At 65.3% G+C, this 16236-nt stretch carries 13 protein-coding genes; 4 read left to right on the top strand and 9 right to left on the bottom strand.

All coding sequences use genetic code 11. The features are described 5' to 3' along the window. Window positions 1–247: 247 nt before the first annotated feature. From pgl to tkt, 6 genes are all read right to left on the bottom strand, one after another. On the bottom strand, window positions 248–1018 hold the full coding sequence (gene pgl / locus Q4E95_RS06025; RefSeq protein WP_303382460.1) for a 6-phosphogluconolactonase: 771 nt from the start codon (window positions 1016–1018) through the stop codon (window positions 248–250). Beyond that, window positions 1015–1974 carry a glucose-6-phosphate dehydrogenase assembly protein OpcA gene (locus Q4E95_RS06020; RefSeq protein WP_303382459.1) on the bottom strand — a complete coding sequence of 320 codons (960 nt, stop codon included), beginning with the start codon at window positions 1972–1974 and terminating at the stop codon, window positions 1015–1017. Before Q4E95_RS06020 ends, pgl begins: the two co-directional genes overlap by 4 nt. Then, on the bottom strand, window positions 1971–3509 hold the full coding sequence (gene zwf, locus Q4E95_RS06015) for a glucose-6-phosphate dehydrogenase (protein WP_303382458.1): 1539 nt from the start codon (window positions 3507–3509) through the stop codon (window positions 1971–1973). Before zwf ends, Q4E95_RS06020 begins: the two co-directional genes overlap by 4 nt. 98 nt (window positions 3510–3607) lie before the next feature. Further along, window positions 3608–5212: a glucose-6-phosphate isomerase gene (locus Q4E95_RS06010; protein ID WP_303382457.1), complete on the bottom strand. Its 1605-nt coding sequence runs from the start codon at window positions 5210–5212 to the stop codon at window positions 3608–3610. A gap of 52 nt (window positions 5213–5264) precedes the next feature. Continuing rightward, window positions 5265–6371 carry a transaldolase gene (gene tal, locus Q4E95_RS06005; RefSeq protein WP_303382456.1) on the bottom strand — a complete coding sequence of 369 codons (1107 nt, stop codon included), beginning with the start codon at window positions 6369–6371 and terminating at the stop codon, window positions 5265–5267. 82 nt (window positions 6372–6453) lie between these two features. Then, a complete protein-coding gene (tkt, locus tag Q4E95_RS06000; RefSeq protein ID WP_303382455.1) occupies window positions 6454–8565 on the bottom strand; it encodes a transketolase in 2112 nt (703 codons plus the stop codon). Between the two features lie 415 nt (window positions 8566–8980). Here tkt and Q4E95_RS05995 point away from each other — a divergent pair, with 415 nt between their 5' ends. After that, entirely contained in the window at window positions 8981–9877 is an 897-nt protein-coding gene (locus tag Q4E95_RS05995; protein ID WP_303382462.1) for a heme o synthase, read from the top strand. A 97-nt stretch (window positions 9878–9974) separates the two neighbouring features. Then, window positions 9975–10889, top strand: a complete 915-nt coding sequence (locus Q4E95_RS05990; protein WP_303382454.1) for a dihydrodipicolinate synthase family protein — start codon at window positions 9975–9977, stop codon at window positions 10887–10889. 1 nt (window position 10890) lies between these two features. Here Q4E95_RS05990 and Q4E95_RS05985 read toward each other — a convergent pair whose 3' ends face one another. The 3 genes from Q4E95_RS05985 to Q4E95_RS05975 all read right to left on the bottom strand — a co-directional run bounded on the left by Q4E95_RS05985 (window position 10891) and on the right by Q4E95_RS05975 (window position 13764). Next, complete coding sequence (locus Q4E95_RS05985) at window positions 10891–11904, bottom strand: heme A synthase (protein WP_303382453.1); 1014 nt, start codon at window positions 11902–11904, stop codon at window positions 10891–10893. Window positions 11905–11983: 79 nt separating this feature from the next. After that, window positions 11984–12766: an ABC transporter permease gene (locus tag Q4E95_RS05980; protein WP_303382452.1), complete on the bottom strand. Its 783-nt coding sequence runs from the start codon at window positions 12764–12766 to the stop codon at window positions 11984–11986. Then, window positions 12763–13764 (bottom strand): ABC transporter ATP-binding protein, encoded by a 1002-nt coding sequence (locus tag Q4E95_RS05975; RefSeq protein WP_303382451.1) that lies wholly within the window; start codon window positions 13762–13764, stop codon window positions 12763–12765. Before Q4E95_RS05975 ends, Q4E95_RS05980 begins: the two co-directional genes overlap by 4 nt. A gap of 202 nt (window positions 13765–13966) precedes the next feature. Here Q4E95_RS05975 and Q4E95_RS05970 point away from each other — a divergent pair, with 202 nt between their 5' ends. Together Q4E95_RS05970 and sufB are read left to right on the top strand one after the other, a co-directional pair. Further along, window positions 13967–14734, top strand: a complete 768-nt coding sequence (locus Q4E95_RS05970; RefSeq protein WP_303382450.1) for a metalloregulator ArsR/SmtB family transcription factor — start codon at window positions 13967–13969, stop codon at window positions 14732–14734. Beyond that, window positions 14727–16202, top strand: coding sequence for a Fe-S cluster assembly protein SufB (gene sufB, locus Q4E95_RS05965; protein WP_303382449.1), 1476 nt, complete (start codon window positions 14727–14729; stop codon window positions 16200–16202). The genes Q4E95_RS05970 and sufB overlap by 8 nt, the downstream gene beginning before the upstream one ends. The last annotated feature ends 34 nt before the right edge of the window (window positions 16203–16236 follow it).

The raw sequence follows: 16236 nt of genomic DNA, 5'->3' as shown, positions 1-16236 counted from the left end.
TAATCATCAACAGCAACGCGCATGGCCCGGAGACTTCGGTCTGCGGGCCTTGCGCGTTTAACGATCACGTGTCCGTGGAACCCCTGGCGGCGGGAGGGCGATACGTGAGGTGACGGGAGCGCCGTCGAGATCCCCGGACGCGTCAAGGGCCACCAACAACCGTGCAACACACGTGAGGTGGCGGCGGGACCCTTCTGGGCCGGGCCAGGGGTTCCACCGCCACCTCAGGTGCATGTCGGGGCTGCGGCTAGCCCTCGGGATCCTCGGGAAGACCCGGGAGGGCGTCCTCCGTGACGAGCAGCAGGGTTTCTTCGGTGCCTCGAACCGCGCTGCCGGGTGCGGACTGGGCCGTGGCCTCCGAGGAACGGATGGCCGCGAGAGCCTGCGCCTTGGCGCTGCCGGCCACCAACAACCACACCCGGTCCGCAGAATTGATCGCGGGTAGGCTCATGGTCACCCGCGTGGGTGGTGGTTTGGGGGAGTCGTGCACGGCCATCACCGGGGTGTTGGTCACGGTCACTTCATGACGTCCCGGGAACAGCGACGCCACATGGGTGTCCGGGCCCAGACTGAGCAGCAGCAGGTCGAAGCGGGGCAATTCCCCGTCCACACCCTCCTGCTGAGCGGCGGTGGCGAGCTCCTCGCGATAATCGGCAGCGGCTTCCTCGGCGGTACTCATTTCATCCGATGCCGCAATGGGGTGAATGCGGTCCCATTCCAGATCCAACTGGCCCTGTGCGGCGTCGGCGGCTTGTACACCGTTGCGTTCGGAATCCGAACCGGGTACGAATCGTTCGTCCGACCACCACACGTTCACGCGGGACCAGTCGACCAGGGCGGAATCCGGGTCATTGGCGACCGCCTGGATCACCTTGTTTCCCATACTCCCACCGGTGAGCACCAGCGTGGCCTCGCCGCGCTCGTCCTGGGCCTGCTCCAACACGGAGATGACCCGGCGGGACGTCTCTTGGGCAAGTTTCTCCTGGCTACCGTGGGGGACAATGCGCGCGTGGTTCACGAGGACACCTCTCCGTCCATAGCATCTTCAACGGCCTCTTCCAGCCGCGCGCTCTGCAGCGCCTTGGTGATGACATCGCCGTAGACCTCGTCCGGATCCAACCGGCGCAATTCTTCGGCCAAACATACATTGAGGTCGCGCACCGGCATGGCGATCTGCTGATCCGGCTGGCCGGGCTGTCTGAGGACGCCCACGGTGCTACCCGGGCGGTGCAGTTCGATCGGGCCCTCATCCGTGACCAGGGTGACCCTGTCCATCCCGGACCGTTCCGACTGGGTGATGAACTTCGCCTCGCAATCCAACGCGTTGGCCAGCCACACGCCCATGAGCACCACCGAGGGGGAGCGCTCCGCGCCCTCCACAATGACCTCACGCACGGGGACGGAACCGATCTGATCGAACACCGCGGCAAGCTGGATCCGCCAACTGGTAATGCGGGTCCACGCCAGATCGGTATCTCCCGGTCGGTACTGCTGGGACAGCTGCCGCAGCGACTCGAACGGGTCGTCAGCGCGGGCGGAATCGGTGATGCGCCGGTGGGCGATCTTCCCGATGGACGATTCACCGGGGGAGTCCGGGAAGTCGTGGGGCCACCACGCCACAATGGGCGCATCCGGCAGCAACAACGCGGAGATCAGCGTTTCCGTGGGTTCGGCGAGTTCGCCGTAGCCGTGCAGAATGATCACTTCCGATGCGCCGGCGTCCCCGCCCATGCGCAACTGACCGTCCAGCCGGGTGGTCTCGTTGGCGGAGTGCGCCACGTGCACAATGATGCGGCACGGGTGCTCGTGGCTGGCGAAGTTGGCGGCCTCGATGGCCATTTCCGAGTGACCGGCGCGCGCCAGGATCACCAGCGTGAGCACCCGTCCCAGGGTCACCACGCCGTTCTCGTCCCGCAGCGCATGCAGCTTCTTCTCGATGAGCGAGGTGGTGGTGTTCTCCATTTGTACGATCACGGTCGCCTCCAAGCACGTCCGTCGCGAGCCATGAGCTGATCCGCCGATTCCGGACCCCAGGATCCCGGTGCGTAAGCGTCAGGCATGATGTGGTGTTGCGCCCAGTACTCCTCGAAGGGGTCCAGGATCTTCCAGGACAGTTCGACCTCCGAGTGATCCGGGAACAGCGGTGGCTCACCCAGAAGAACGTCCAAAATCAGTCGTTCGTACGCCTCCGGGCTGGATTCGGTGAAGGCGTGGCCGTACCCGAAGTCCATGGTCACATCCCGGATCTCCGACTGGGTGCCGGGCACCTTGGAACCGAACCGGATGGTCACGCCCTCGTCCGGCTGAATGCGGATCACAATGGCGTTCTGACCGAAATCGTCCTTGTCGGGGGAGCGGAACAGCAAATTGGGCGACTTCTTGAACACCACGGCGATCTCCGTCACCCGCCGACCCAGGCGTTTGCCGGCCCGCAGATAGAACGGCACTCCCGCCCAGCGGCGGTTGTTGATCTCAAGGCGCAGGGCCGCGTACGTCTCTGTGCGGGAATCGGCGGGAATGTCCTGTTCCCGGTGGAATCCCTTGACCTCCGCGCCGCCCTGCAGACCCCCCGAGTACTGCCCCAGGGCCGAGTACGCGCCCAGGTCCTCGGGGAGGATCACCGATTCCAGAACCTTGGCCTTCTCGCGACGCAGGTGATGCGCGGAGAACGCGGGCGGTTCCTCCATGGCCGTGAAGGCGAGCAACTGCAGCAGGTGATTCTGGATGACGTCGCGGGCGGCGCCCACGCCGTCGTAGTAACCGGCGCGCGATCCGATGCCGATGTCCTCGGCCATGGTGATTTGCACGTGGTCCACGTAACGGGTGTCCCACAACGGCTCGAACATTTGATTCGCGAAACGCAGGGCCAGGATGTTCTGAACCGTTTCCTTGCCCAGGTAGTGGTCAATGCGGAACACACTGTCCGCGGGAAACACCCGTTCCACGATCGCGTTGAGTTCACGGGCCGATTCCAGGTCGTGACCGAAGGGCTTCTCGATGACCACGCGCCGCCAACCCTCGCTGCCGTTGCTGTCCGCGAGGTCGTGATCGGCGAGTTTTTGGCACACCACGTCGAAGGCCTTGGGCGGGATCGACAAATAAAACGCGTGGTTGCCACGGGTGCCGCGTGATTCGTCGAGTTCTGTGAGCGTCTCCGCGAGACGATCGTAGGCGGCGTCGTCGTCGAAATTGCCGTGTACGAAACGCAAGCCGGACGCGAACTGCGCCCACATGTCCTCATTGAACGGCGTGCGGGCGTTGCCCGCAATGGATTCCTTGACGTATTCGGCGAACTGCGTGTCGTCCCAGTCGCGCCGACCGAAGCCCACCAGAGAAAACGAGGGGGGCAACAAACCGCGGTTGGCCAGGTCGTACATGGCCGGTAGCAGCTTCTTCTTGGCGAGGTCGCCGGTCACGCCGAAGAGCACGAGGGACGACGGCGCCGCGACGCGCGTCAGGCGCCGGTCCCGAGGATCTCGCAACGGGTTGCTGTTTGGGTGGTGAGGCACAATGCTCCCTGACTCATCCGGACCAACGGACCGGGGTGTGACGACGTGAGCGTGACACCCCGGTCCGCGGTGACCGGAAAATATGAATAGTAATGATCTTAGAGCTCGGTGGTGGCCTTCAGGAGTTGTTCCACGCCCGCCGCACGATCGGTGAGGCGCAAGCGCAGCACCGGGCGGTGGTGATCCGTGAGCACCTGTGCATCGCCATCGGCCTGAGCCGAGATCAACTCGCCGAACGAGAACGGGATACCGGGAATGTCCACGTCCGTGTCCGTCGCGGCCGTGACCTGGAGGTACACGCCCTGGGCCGGTCCGCCCTTGTGGTACTGACCGGTCGAGTGCAAAAACCGCGGACCCCACCCGAACGTCACGGGGCGCCCGGTCTTCTCGGCCAGCAACGGACGGATCTTCTCGAGGTCCGCCCAGCCCAGCCGATCGAAGTACGCCTGCACGCTCACATAACCATCCTCGGGCAACTGACCGAGCAGGGCCTTGAGCGCCTCGACCACCGTGGTTGCGCCCTGAAGCACCTGCTCGGAACCGCGGATCTCAATGGCACCGTCGGTGGCTTCCGCGGGGCTGGGCTCCGGGGACGAAGCCAGCAGTGCGCGCGTCGCGTTCTTGGCGGATTCAACGTCCGGTTGATTGTAGGGATCAATTCCCAAGAGCCGTCCGGCCACGGCGGTGGCCACTTCGAACGCCATCATCATGGCGGCCAGGGATCCGGAGATCGCCACGGCATCGCCCTGATCCGCGGGTTCGGCGTCTTCGGGGACCAGGGAGATGACCAGAATGTCGCCCGCGCCGCTGGTCAGCTCGGGAGCGGAATCGGACACGACGACCGGCAGCACACCCGTGCCGGACTTACCGGTGGACTCCGCAATGAGCTGCTCGGCCCAATCCGCAAAACCCACTACCGGAGCGCCGTTGTTGACGATCACGATCTTGTCGCGCAACGGTGTGGTCCCGCCCAGTGCCGCGCCCAGGCGCAGGCCGATATTGTCCTCGGCGTCGTCGCGCAGGAACTCCGAGGCTTCTTCGGCGTCGTCCAGGAGCCGCTCGATGTCCACGCCGGCCAGCCCGGAGGGGACCAGGCCGAACGCGGTGAGTGCGGAAAACCGACCGCCCACATTGGGATCAGCATTGAAGACCTTGCGGTATCCGGCCTCGCGGGCGGAGCCGTCCATGGGAGACCCCGGGTCAGTCACCACCACGATGCGCTGCGGCGCATCAATGCCGGCCTTTTCGAACGCCGCCACAAACGCGCGACGCGCCGAGTCCGTCTCCACGGTGGAGCCGGACTTGGAGGAAACCACCAGGGCGGTCCTGTCGAGATCCTGCACTGCCAGCTGCACCATGTCGGGGTCGGTGGAGTCCAGCACGAAGAGGTCCACACCCTCGGTGCGGGTGATCACCTCGGGGGCCAGGGACGAACCCCCCATGCCCGCCAGCACGAACCGCGTGACCCCTTCGGAGGCGAAGTCATCGCGTAACTGCACGATCTCGGCCACGAGGGGACGCGACACCGTGGCGGCCTCGGTCCACCCCAGACGAATCCCGGCCTCTTCTTGGGCTGCGGGTCCCCACAGGGTGGGGTCCTTGGCGAAGAGTCTGGACGCGAAGCGTTCCTCGACCAAGCCGGGGACCGCGGATTCAATGGCCTGACGCGCGGCGCCTGCCGCAGACAATGACAGTGAGCTCAAAACGAGCCTCCTCGTGGGTGCGATGCGTGCTGGTGGGTGGGCGATCGGTCAATCAGCGGGCGTTGTCCAGGGCGGTACGCACCGTTTCCAGCAGCTCATCCCAGGACGTGGCGAACTTGTCCAGCGCCTCGGTCTCGAGCTGGTCGACCACGTCCTGGTACGAAATGCCCTGCTCGGCAATCGCATCCAGTAGCTCATTGGACTCCCGGTAGGTGCCGGTAATGGTGTCCCCGGTGACCTCACCGTGATCGTAGGTCGCGTCCAGGGTCTTCTCCGGCATGGTGTTGACCGTGTGGGGAGCCGCCAGTTCGGTGACGTACAGGGTGTCCGGGAGGGACGGGTCCTTGACGCCGGTGGAGGCCCACAGCGGGCGCTGCGCATTGGCGCCGGCGGATTCCAGTCGCCTCCAGCGTTCGGTGGAGAACTGCTCCTGGTAGATCTGGTACGCCAGGCGGGCGTTGGCCAGGCCGGCCTTGCCCTTGAGCGCCTTGGCCTCGTCCGTGCCCACCGCGTCCAGTCGCTTGTCGATCTCGGTGTCCACGCGGGAGACGAAGAACGACGCCACGGAGTGGATGGTGGAGAGGTCCTTGCCGTTCTCCAGGGCCTCCTCGAGGCCCACCATGAAGGCGTTGATCACCGCGCGGTAGCGTTCGAGCGAGAAGATCAGGGTCACGTTGACCGAGATGCCTTCCGCGATCGTTGCGCTGATGGAGGGCAGCCCGGCTTCGGTGGCCGGAATCTTGATGAGCGCATTGGGGCGGTCAATGGTCTGGGAGAGTCGCTGCGCCATGGCAGCGGTGGCGTCGGCATCCTGTGCGAGGCGGGGGTCGACCTCGATGGACACCCGCCCGTCGACTCCCTGGGTGGCCTCGGCGATCGGGGCGAACACGTCGCACGCGTCGCGGACGTCGTCGGTGGTGATCGCGAGGACGGCCTCGTCCACGTCCGCGCCGGACCGGGCGAGTTCGGAGACCTGCTCCGCGTAGGACTCACCGTTGGCCAGGGCCGCGGCGAAAATGGTGGGGTTGGTCGTAACACCCACGACGTTCTTGGCGTCGATCAGTTCCTGCAGGTTGCCGCTTGTCAAACGCTGGCGGGACAGATCGTCGAGCCAGATGGAAACGCCCGCGTCGGACAGCTTCTTGGTGGGAGTGCTCACTGTGACTTCCTAACGTTGTGCCGGAAATTCTGCTGGTGCCATGCGGGGCGCGCGCTGCGCCCCGCACGGCGGTAGGGGAGTCTCAGCGCGCGGCGGCGATGGACTCCTGGGCCTTGCTGACCACGTCCTCGGCGGTGATGCCGAATTCGCGGTAGAGGGTCTTGTAATCGGCGGATTCGCCGAAGTGCTCCAGGGACACGGCGCGACCGGCGTCTCCCAGGATGTCGTTCCAGGACATCTTGATGCCCGCCTCAACGGACACGCGGGCCTTGACACCGGAGGGGATCACCGACTCGCGGTAGTCCTCATCCTGGGCATCGAACCACTCGCGGCACGGCATGGACACCACGCGGGCGGCAACGCCCTGCTCGGCCAGCTGCCGGCGAGCCGCAACGGCCAACTCGACCTCGGAGCCGGTCGCGATCAGAACGACGTCGGGTGTGGAGTCCGTGTCCGCGAGCACGTACGCGCCGCGGGCCACGCCCTCCGCGGAGGCGAACTTCTCGCCCTCGGCGTCCGGGTGCAGGTCCACGCGGGCGAACGTGGGCAGGTTCTGGCGGGTCAGCGCGATACCGGCCGGACGGTCGTGGTGTTCGAGCATGGTGCGCCAGGCAACCGCGGTCTCGTTGGCATCGGCCGGGCGAACCACGTCCAGGCCGGGAATGGCGCGCAGGGAGGACAACTGTTCGACCGGCTGATGCGTGGGGCCGTCCTCGCCCAGACCAATGGAGTCGTGGGTCCACACGTAAATCGAGGGCACCCGCATGAGCGCACCGAGGCGAACCGCGGGGCGCTGGTAGTCCGAGAAGATCAGGAACGTCCCGGAGAACGCACGGGTCTGCGTGCTCATGACAATGCCGTTGACGATGGCCGCCGCGGCATGCTCACGGATACCGAAGTGCAGCACGCGACCGTACGGCGAACCGTCCCACATGTCCGTGGAGCGCTTGGCCGGGATGAAGGACTTGGCGTTGTCGATCGTGGTGTTGTTGGAGCCCGCGAGGTCCGCGGAGCCACCCCACAGCTCGGGGAACGTGTCCGCAATCGCATTGATGACCTGACCGGAGGCCTTGCGCGTGGCGACATCCTTGCCGGCCTCGAACGTGGGGAAGGCCGCCCGGTAATTCTCGGGTAGTTCCTCGTCACGGATGCGGTCGTACAGGGCGGCCTTGTCCGGGTTGGCCTCGCGCCAAGCGGCAAAGGACTTCTCCCATTCGGCGCGTTCCTGCTTGCCGCGCTCACCTACGGAGCGCACGTGCTCGAAGATTTCGGGTTCGATCACGAACGACTCGTTCTTGTCGAAGCCGAGGATCTCCTTGGTGGCGGCGACCTCGTCCTCGCCGAGCGCGGAGCCGTGGATGGCGCCGGTGTTCTGCTTGGTGGGGGCGGGCCAACCGATGATGGTGTTCAGCGCAATGATGGAGGGCTTGTCCGTGACCTTGGTGGCGGAGACGATCGCGTTGTACAGCGCGTCCAGGTCTTCCTTGTACTCGCCACCCTGGCGCCAGTCGACGCGGGCGACATCCCAGCCGTAGGCCTCATAGCGGCTCAGAACGTCCTCGTTGAACGCCACGTTGGTGTCGTCCTCGATGGAGATGTTGTTGTCGTCGTAAATCACCACCAGGTTGCCCAGTTCCTGGGTGCCCGCCAGCGAGGACGCCTCGGAGGTGATGCCTTCCTGCAGGTCACCGTCGGAGGCGATCACGAACACGTTGTGGTCGAACGGCGAGGTGCCGGCAGCGGCGTCGGCGTCGAACAGCCCGCGCGTGTAGCGCTGACCGTAGGCGAAGCCCACCGAGGAGGCCAGGCCCTGGCCGAGCGGGCCGGTGGTGATCTCCACCCCGGTGGTGTGGCGGTACTCGGGGTGGCCGGGAACCTTGGAGCCCCACGTACGCAGGGACTCCAGGTCGTTCATTTCCAGGCCGTAACCGGCAAAGAACAACTGCAGGTACAGCGTGAGCGACGTGTGGCCGGGGGAGAGAACGAAGCGGTCGCGGCCGGTCCAGCGGTCATCACTGGGATCGTGACGCATGATCTTCTGGAACAGCATGTACGCAACGGGCGCCAGGGACATGGCGGTGCCGGGGTGACCGTTGCCCACCTTCTGTACGGCGTCAGCGGCGAGTACACGCGCGGTGTCCACGGCGCGAGCGTCCTGCTCGGTCCAGTTCAGCGGTTGCTCAAGGTTCGGCACGGTAGCTAGTCCCTTTCATCGGTGGGGTACTCCACTGCGGCCCATGAAATCCGACGTCGTTGGGCCGGGTGGGTCACACGGGTTTCAGCGTTAACCTTAGTCCCGCAGCCGAGGCCGCGTCAGTGTCTTGTGCTGTTGGTGAATCACGCGTCCGGGCGTGCCAATCATCACCCGGAATTTACGCATTATGACGGCTATACTTCTGTACGGGTATGGGCACGCGTCCGGAGGGCGGTGCCCGCCCGGTACGGCTCGGAATACCACGGCGCCGGATTCGATTATTTGGAGCATTGATTCTGTGAACCCCCTTGATACCGCGGCACAGTCGGGTCGAAGCGCATCGCAGGCCTCCCGCGGCCACGGTGCCACCGGCTCTACCATCGGCTCGGTAGCGCCGGTGGGTTACGAGGGTCCCATGACGGCCGGGCGCAAGATCAAGGCCTACGTGGCGCTCACCAAGCCCCGCATCATTGAACTTCTGCTGGTGGCCACCGTTCCCACCATGATCTTCGCCGAGCAGGGCATGCCCAATTTCTGGCTCATCCTGAACACCTTGATCGGCGGCAGTTTGGCCGCCGGTGCCGCGGGCGCGTTCAACTGCTACATCGACCGTAACGAAGACCGTCTGATGAAGCGCACCGCGCGTCGTCCGTTGGTCACCGGCGAAGTGGGCGACCGGGAAGCACTGATCTTCGCGTGGGTGCTCTCCGCGGTGGCCGTGGCCTGGTTGACCTTCGGGGTCAGCGTGTTGTGCGGTGTGCTCGGCGTGGTCGCCATTGCTCTGTACGCCGTGTTCTACTCCATCATCTTGAAGCGCCGCACCGCGCAGAACATTGTGTGGGGCGGTATTGCCGGCTGCATGCCCGTCCTGATCGGCTGGGCCGCGGTGCGCGGGACCATTGACTGGCCGGCGCTGGTGCTGTTCATGTTCATCTTCTTGTGGACCCCGCCGCACTACTGGCCGCTGTCCATGAAGTACGCGGAGGACTATTCCCGCGCCGGTGTTCCCATGCTGGGCGCCGTGGACACCGCCCGCTCCGTGGGAGCCCAGGTGGTGCTCTACGCGTGGGCCACCGTGATCTGCTCCTTGCTGCTGGTTCCGGTGGGCGGTGCGGGCTGGGTGTACGCGCTCATCGCTCTGGCTTCCGGCGGCTGGTTCCTGTACCACTGCCACACCCTGCACTCCATGGCCCAGTCCGGGAAAGCCACGCTCAAGCAGGCCATGTTCGTGTTCCACGGCTCCATTGCCTACATCACCTTCGTGTTCGTGGGCGTGGCCCTTGACCCGTTCGTCGGCGGACCGATTCTCTGATCCGGTTCCGACCGTGCCTGACACGTGTGGCCCCTCTGACGCGCGGTGACTCCCATCGTGCCGAGGTATTCGTGTAAGGGTCACCTAAACTAACTCCATGCAGTCCATGACTTTCTCCGGTGTCATTGCCTATCCCATAACGCCCTTCTTGCCGGGCGGCGGATTGGACCTGGAGTCATTGGAACTGAGCGTGGCCAAGCTGGCACGCAGCGGAGTGGACGGCGTGGTGGTCCTGGGGACCTCCGGCAGCTTTGCGTACCTGAGCGCCGAGGAACGTGCCCGAGTGGTCAAGGTGGCGGTGGATGCGGCGTCGGGGTCGGAAACCCCCGTGGGCGTGGGTATCTCGGCCATGACCACCCGAGAAGTCATGACCATGGCGTACGCGGCGGAGAACAACGGTGCGGACGGGCTGGTGCTCAATCCACTCAGCTACATCCCGCTGGTCTCGCAGGAAATCGCCGATCAGGTGGAAACCGTGGCGTCATCGTTGTCGCTACCGCTGTGTTTGTACAACAACCCGGAAACCACGGGCTTCAACTACCCCGTGGAACTTGCCGCGGAACTGTCCTGGTTGGACAACGTGGTGGCCTTCAAGGACACGGTGTCATCCGGCAGGCTCTTCCACTCGCGTCAGCTGCTCTACGCCCAGCGCGCGGATCCGACCACCGTGCACGGAATCAGCGGGGATCAAATCATCGTGGCCGATTACCCCATGGCTGCATGGCACACCGGCATGGCGGCCCTGTTGGCTCCGGAGTTCGTGGCCTTCCACCGCGCGGTCATCCATCACCGCTCCAGCGAGGCGGCCCTGTGGAGCGCCACCCTGGCGCCGCTCATGCAACTCATGGGTCAGGAGCGGCCGCTGTCCGTGCTCTACGCCTTGGCCGAGGTGTGCGGGGTGCGCACGGGAGCTCCGCGCCGACCTCTGCTGCCGATCCCCTCTCGCAGCAAACGAATGCTCGCGGACGCGGTGGCGCAATTGCGCGCCGCCAGCCCGCACATCGCGCACTGACTCAGAGGACCGGCTCTGTGACGTCGCTGTCGCGGGCCAGGGCACGATCGGCGAGGGCCTCGGTGGGGTCCTTGGTGATCTGGAAACTGATTGAGCACACGCGCGTGGCGGTCCAGATCATGATGGCCGAGAGCACCATGTGGATGGCCACGGACAGGACCGGGACGTTGTTGAGGTACTGGTAGTAACCGACCAGGCCCTGCAGCACCAGGACACCCGCCAGGAGCACGTAGGCGCGCACGAGCACCTTGGGCCAGTTCTGTTTCATGCCCAGAATCAGCGCAATGACCACGGTGGCCACGATCAGGTACACCGGTACCACGTGGGTGAACGTGATCAGGCGGGGCTCGAAGGCGAGACGGGCGGAGTCTTCATCCCCGGCGTGGGGGCCCGTTCCGGTGACCAGGGTGCCCACGTACAGGATGATCGCGGACAGAACGCCCACGGCCGCGGCGAGGAGCCGGACCGGTACTTCGCGACCGGGAAGCTGACCGGGCCGCTGGGCGTACGCAACGGTGGCCAGGCCGGCGCGGCGGGTGTCCAGTACAAGGAGCGTGGCCAGCACGATCATGGTGGCCGAGACGAGGTAGTGGGCACCCACCACCAGCGGGTGCAGCTGCACCAGCACGGTGATGCCACCGATCAGCGCCTGCACGGGGATGCCGATGCCCAGGAGCAACGCGAACAAGAACATGCGAGGGAACTGGTGGCGCAACCGCAGAACCGACAGGAACGTCAGAACGGCAACCACCGTGAGCACGAACGTCAGCAGGCGGTTGCCGAACTCGATGAGTCCGTGGATTCCCATTTCGGCGGTGTTGGTCCACGACTCGTCGGTGCACCGCGGCCAGGTGGGGCAGCCCAGGCCGGAACCGGTGAGACGGACCAGTCCGCCGGTGAGGATCAGGAGACTGTTGGCCACCACTGAGGCGATGGCCATGGCACGGACCCAGGGGGTCACGGTGGAGGGCCACCAGAAAGTATCGGTGACGGACGGGGACACGGTGGCAGACATGGCGTTGCTTCCAGATGCTGAGGAATGAGGTAGGGAAAGTGTATCGGCCCAGCCGGAGAATCGGCTCAACGAGGTGAGCCTAAACCCACTTGAACCATTTGACCGTCGCGGCCCAGCTGAGAACGGCCCAGACGGCCAGAATGAGTGCGGGGACCACGGCGAACTGCCCGGCCAGGAAGCAGCCGCGGAGCAGCTCGCCGGCTGCTGCCGAGGGCAACAGGTCGACCAGCCAGGAGATCCACCCCGGCAGGGCCGAGGTGGGGAACAGCACGCCACCACCCGCGGCCAGGGCAACCCACACGAGATTGAGGATGGCCAGCGTGGCTTCCGCGCGGAGGGTGCCGGCAATGAGCATGCCCACACCGGTGAAGGCCACGGCCACGAGCAGAAGCAGGGGAAGGGACGCCAGGACGGCCAGCGGCTCCGGCCGCCATCCCATCAGCACGGCCGTACCGCTGATCAGGATGTACTGCAGCGCCAGGACCGCCACGATGGCCAGCAGCTTCCCGGCGATCAGGCCGCCCCGGCCCAGGGGAGTGGTGGAGAGATATCGCAACACCCCGTAGCGCCGGTCGAAACCGGTCTGGATGCCCTGTCCGGAGAAGGCGCTCGAAATCACGCACAGCACGAGCACCCCGGGCACGGCCACGTCCAGGCGGGAGGCGCCGTCGGGCCGGAACGAATCAAGCAGGTCGGTGACGGTGAGACCCACCAGGGCGAGGATCGGCAGGATGATCAACAGCAGAAATTGCTCGCCGTTGCGCACCATGGTGACGGTTTCGTACCGGGACTGCGCCAGCACTCGCGCCGGAAGGCTTGCGGCGCGGGAGTGCCGCCCACCGGCGGCTGCCAGGGTGCTCATCTGGGATCACTTCCTGAGACTTCCAAGAACACGTCCTCCAGGGATCGGGGTTGCACACTGAGCGCCTCGGGCACGCAGTCATCGAGGGTCGCCCATTGGGTGATCTCGCGGATCAGCGGGGCCGTGAGCTCACCGGTGAGCGTCACCGTGCGGTCCTTGACGGTCCACTCGATCTCCCGGAAGGACTCGGTGTGCCACGGTGGCTGTTCGCGCAGATCGGCCGCCCGACTCTCGGGCAAGGTCACGGACATGACCACGGGGGCGTGCTGTTCCGCGCTCACGAGATCCGCAACCGTGCCCTGGGCGGCCACGGAACCGTGGTGCACGATGTAGACATAGTCGGCCAGCCGAGCGGCGTCGTCCATGAGGTGGGTGGTGAGGATGATGCAGGTGCCCGCATCGCGCAACTGCGCAATCAGGTCGAACACGATTTGTCGTGATTGGGGATCCAAACCGGCGGACGGTTCATCCAGGAACAAGACCTCGGGCCGGCCAATGAGCGCCGCGGCCAGACCCACGCGTTGGCGCTGGCCGCCGGACAGCCGTCGAACGGACGTGGTGGCGAACGGTTCGATGCCGAGCAGGTCCACGAGTTCCGTGACCGGGCGGGGATCCCGGTACAACCGGCTCACGTGGCGCAGCAGTTCCATGGGCCGCACGGCCTGGGGGAGCCCGCCGTCCTGAAGCATGACTCCAACGCGGGCCCTGACCTCGGGCGAGGCCTGCCACGGATCCTCGTTCAGGAGACGAACGGCGCCGGAGGTGGGGCGCAACAACCCCTGCGCGCACTGCAGCGTGGTGGTCTTGCCGGCGCCGTTGGCCCCCAACAGGGCGGTCACCTGACCACGGTGGGCGGCCATGCTGAGCCCACGAACCGCGTGCACCCGTGCGCCCCTGCGCTCGAAAGTCTTGGACAGGTCCGTGATGTGGAGAGCCGGAGCCTGGGAACCGGGGTCGAAGTCCGGAGCAGACTGTGTGGGAGCAGGGTGGTTCAGCACCACGACAGTCTATGCGGTGACACCTGGACCTCCCGTGTGAGGCGGATCCCACTGGCGGAAGGTCACCCTTAGTGGATTGGGAATGGATTAGCGCATACCCTTGTTGTGTATTGCAGGTCCACCTCGACGTGGATCGTGACCGGAGGCCGATCAGTGAAATCAGGCCCGCAACGCAGGCAATCCAGAGGATGTCCCACACAGCATGAGTTCCCAAGCAACGGAACACGCCACTTCGGTGCGCGCAGACCACGACGAGACCACTCGTTCGCGGGTGCTGTCTCTGGTGCTTGCTCACGGCCCCGTCTCCGCCGCGCAGATCGCCAAGGACCTTGGTCTTACACCGGCGGCCGTGCGCCGGCACCTGGACGCACTCGAGGCCGAACAAGTCATTGAAGTCTCTCTGGTCCGCAGCACCCAGGGCGGCGCGGGTCGCCCCGCGCGGCGTTACGTGGTGGCCGCGGAAGGCCATGATCTGCTCGGCAACGACTACCTGACCCTGGTGCGCAAGGCAATGCACACCCTCGAAGAGACCGGTGGCGAGGAACTCGTCCACGACTTCGTGGCCGAACGCATCCAGGAAATGTCGGAGAGGTACCGTCCCGTGATCAACGCGGCCGGGCCCGACGTCGAAGATCGACTCAATGCCTTGACCGCCGAGATGAGCCGCGACGGTTTTGCTGCCTCCCACACCGTAGTGACCCCGCGGGGCCCCAAGGGCGTGAGCATGCGCTCCGCCCAGCTGTGCCAGGGGCACTGCCCCGTGCGCGAGATCGCCGCGGAGTACCCCGATTTTTGCGAACTGGAAACCTCCATGATCGCCCAGCTGTTGGGCGTGGACGTGCGCAGGCTGTCGACCATGGCCGCCGGCGCCCACGTTTGCACCACACACGTACCGTTGCAGCGCCGCTCAACGGCACCGACCACCCACACTAATCAACAACCGCACGACAAGGAGGGTTGTCATGACTGAGCGCACCGTTCCCGCAGACACCGCGGGCAGCAAGCCAGAAGACACCGTGATCTCCGAGATCCTGGAAATGAACCCGGAACTCGAGGGGATCGGTCAGTACCAGTACGGCTGGGCTGACAAGAACGACGCCGGCGCCTCGGCACGCCGCGGCGTCGACGCTGACGTGGTCCGTGACATTTCGGGTAAGAAGAGCGAACCCGAATGGATGCTCAACCTGCGTCTGAAGGGGTTGAAGTTCTTCGATCGCAAGCCCATGCCCACGTGGGGCGCGGACCTGTCCGGGATTGATTTCGACAACATCAAATACTTCGTGCGTTCCACCGAGCAGCAGGCCGGTTCGTGGGAAGAGCTGCCCGAGGACATCCGCAACACCTACGAAAGGCTGGGCATCCCCGAGGCCGAGCGCAACCGCCTGGTTGCCGGTGTCGCCGCCCAGTACGAGTCCGAGGTGGTCTACCACCAGATCCGTGAGGACCTGGAGCGCCAAGGCGTCATCTTCATGGACACGGACACTGCCCTGAAGGAGCACCCGGAGTTCTTCGAGGAGTACTTCGGCACCGTGATCCCGGTGGGTGACAACAAGTTCGCCGCGCTGAACACGGCCGTGTGGTCCGGCGGTTCCTTCGTGTACGTGCCCAAGGGCGTCCACGTGGACATCCCCCTGCAGGCCTATTTCCGGATCAACACGGAGAACATGGGCCAGTTCGAGCGCACCTTGATCATTGCCGATGAGGACTCCTACGTTCACTACATCGAGGGTTGCACCGCGCCGATCTACAAGACCGACTCGCTGCACTCCGCCGTGGTGGAGATCATTTGCAAGAAGAACGCCCGCGTTCGGTACACGACCATCCAGAACTGGTCCAACAACGTGTACAACCTGGTGACCAAGCGCGCCATTGCGCACGAGGGCGCCACCATGGAATGGGTCGATGGCAATATCGGTTCCAAGGTCACCCAGAAGTACCCGGCCGTGTACATGACCGGTGAGCACGCTCGCGGTGAGACCCTGTCCATCGCGTTCGCCGGCGAGGGCCAGCACCAGGACACCGGTTCCAAGATGGTGCACATTGCTCCGAACACCTCATCCTCCATCGTCTCCAAGTCGGTGGCCCGTAACGGTGGCCGTTCCGCGTACCGCGGTCTGGTCCAGGTGCGCGAGGGTGCCAAGCACTCCAAGTCCAACGTGGTGTGTGACGCCTTGCTGGTGGACACGATTTCTCGTTCGGACACCTACCCGTACGTGGACATCCGCGAGGACGACGTCACCATGGGCCACGAGGCCACGGTGTCCCGCGTCTCCGAGGAGCAGCTGTTCTACCTGATGCAGCGCGGTATGGCCGAAGAAGAGGCCATGGCCATGATCGTGCGCGGTTTCGTGGAGCCGATCGCCCGCGAACTGCCCATGGAGTACGCCCTTGAACTCAACCGCTTGATCGAATTGCAGATGGAAGGATCCGTTGGCTGATATGTCCACAACCGACCAGACCGTACGACACGGT

Origin of the sequence: Kocuria sp. (genome assembly GCF_030536815.1) — a bacterium.
Lineage (GTDB): Bacteria > Actinomycetota > Actinomycetes > Actinomycetales > Micrococcaceae > Kocuria > Kocuria gwangalliensis.
This window is presented reverse-complemented; position numbering and strand designations above follow the sequence as displayed.